Source organism: Paramesorhizobium salinisoli (assembly GCF_003335045.1).
Taxonomy (GTDB): Bacteria; Pseudomonadota; Alphaproteobacteria; order Rhizobiales; family Rhizobiaceae; genus Paramesorhizobium; species Paramesorhizobium salinisoli.
In genome coordinates this window covers 1-1,781 of the sequence record NZ_QOZG01000075.1, presented here as the reverse complement: position 1 = coordinate 1,781, position 1,781 = coordinate 1, and the positions used below count along the sequence as shown (strand labels likewise).

Sequence of the window (1,781 nt, the reverse complement as noted above, 5' to 3'; positions counted from 1 at the left end):
CTAGGAAGCATCCATGATTGACAAGTGCGCGAACTGGACGCATTTTTACGCCATGATCGCAAACGTGACCCTTACTCGCCGTAATCCCATGACCTCCGGTTATCCGGTGGGCGTTGGACTGTTGGCGCGGTAAAAGCGTTTCATCATTCATCCAGCCCTGCCGAGACGAGCAGGGCGATCAAGGGCCTGCTCTCCCGCTTTTATAGGAGAACAACGTGCCGCCCGAGAAAGATACACCGCCTGAACCAAAATTCAGTATCCATGATGTGGTAATCCGTGGCTCGCGCCCGCAGGATGCCGAAGCCATAACGGAAGTTCTCAACCTGCCTGGCGTGCGTTACGGTACTTTGCGTCAGCCGTTCCAGAGCGTTGAGAGAACCCGCAATTATATCGAAAGCGCTTCGCCTTCAGATATTTTGGTCTGCGCCGAATGGCATGGCAGGATCATCGGAAGTGCTGGTCTCCACCGCAAGACCGGCCGCCAGCACCATGTCGCGACCTTTGGCATCGGCGTGCACGACGAATTCGCAGGAAAGGGTGTTGGGACAGTCCTTCTGGGCACTTTAATCGATACGGCAGACAAATGGCATGACATTCGGCGCATCGAATTGGATGTCTTTGTAGATAATACGCCGGCGATCCGGCTTTACGAAAAGTTCGGTTTTGTCCACGAGGGCACGTTGCGCCAGAATGCTTACCGTAACGGTGAATACGTCGATGCGCATTTCATGGCCCGACTGCGCTGACCTCAAAAAAAGCTTACTTCCTCCAATTGCCGCCGATCGCGGGCGGAAGGAATCAAAATGATCGAGAAAGCCCTGCAGACTGTCCTAAAACTCTTAAGGCACCTCATCGTGGACGGCTTCGCAGGGGCTCTGGCGACGAAAGGTTGCGCAAAGGTACCCAACCCTGTTTGTTGTTGTCTGATTGGCACCATGCCCAGCCGTGCGTTTCTTCGATGACAAGTAGAATGTCTCCCCTTTGGCACGTAAGTTCTGTGACGGAGTATTGGCGGACGGCTCGCGTCACCCCGTCGCTGGAACTCACGAGAGAGTCCGGTACCCATCCAGCCTTGCCGTCCGGGCCCTCTGCCCAGAGCCATTTATGTCCATCCCATATATCCGTTTTTCCGGACAGACTGATTATGTCGCCGGCTATGACTGCGATCGGATCCGGGTATGTTGCTTTATGATCTTCGACGACAGACTTTTTCATGCTCATCCCGCCAGCAAGACGCCCACAGACGACATGAGAAGCCATCGGCGATTCCGCAAATCGATTTGCCGTGATAGCCTACGCCATGGCACATCTTTCAGGAACAGATCGCGCGCAATTGCTGCTTCTGCCGGAAGCAGTTGACGATTACGTCGGCCCGGACAACCCGGTTCGATTCATTGAGGCTTTCGTAGATGGCCTCGATCTTGAGGCCGCCGGCTTCGTGCGAGTGGCGGCGAAGGACACTGGCCGGCCGGGGTATGATCCGGGTGATCTTTTGAAGTTGTACGTGTTCGGGTATGTTTAACCGCGTGCAATCGAGCCGGTGGCTGGAGGCAGAGACCCAACAGCCATCGATGTTTGCACCAGAATGGCGCCGGTTTCCATTTCGCTCGGCGATCACCGGTACCAGCAAGGCCCAGATGATGGTCGACGTCACGCTTGCCTTCAGGCCATCGCTCGCGAGCTGATCGTCATCACAAGGAGAGCAAACGTCACGCGGGCGGAGGCGGCATTGAAAAAGCCGTCCCGGCTATCTCGCCGCGGATGCTCGATGCTTTACGCTG

The 1,781-nt window shown here is 55.8% G+C and carries 2 protein-coding genes and 1 pseudogene; 2 read left to right on the top strand and 1 reads right to left on the bottom strand.

The annotated features are described in order from the left end of the window. Window positions 1-215: 215 nt before the first annotated feature. Window positions 216-746 carry a GNAT family N-acetyltransferase gene (locus tag DUT91_RS24910; RefSeq protein WP_114443043.1) on the top strand — a complete coding sequence of 177 codons (531 nt, stop codon included), beginning with the start codon at window positions 216-218 and terminating at the stop codon, window positions 744-746. A 103-nt stretch (window positions 747-849) separates the two neighbouring features. Here DUT91_RS24910 and DUT91_RS24905 read toward each other — a convergent pair whose 3' ends face one another. Continuing rightward, on the bottom strand, window positions 850-1,215 hold the full coding sequence (locus DUT91_RS24905; RefSeq protein ID WP_114443044.1) for an SH3 domain-containing protein: 366 nt from the start codon (window positions 1,213-1,215) through the stop codon (window positions 850-852). A gap of 85 nt (window positions 1,216-1,300) precedes the next feature. Between DUT91_RS24905 and DUT91_RS27120 the strand changes: the two are divergent. Beyond that, a pseudogene (locus DUT91_RS27120) lies at window positions 1,301-1,550 on the top strand (transposase); the annotation flags it as partial. Window positions 1,551-1,781: the final 231 nt, after the last annotated feature.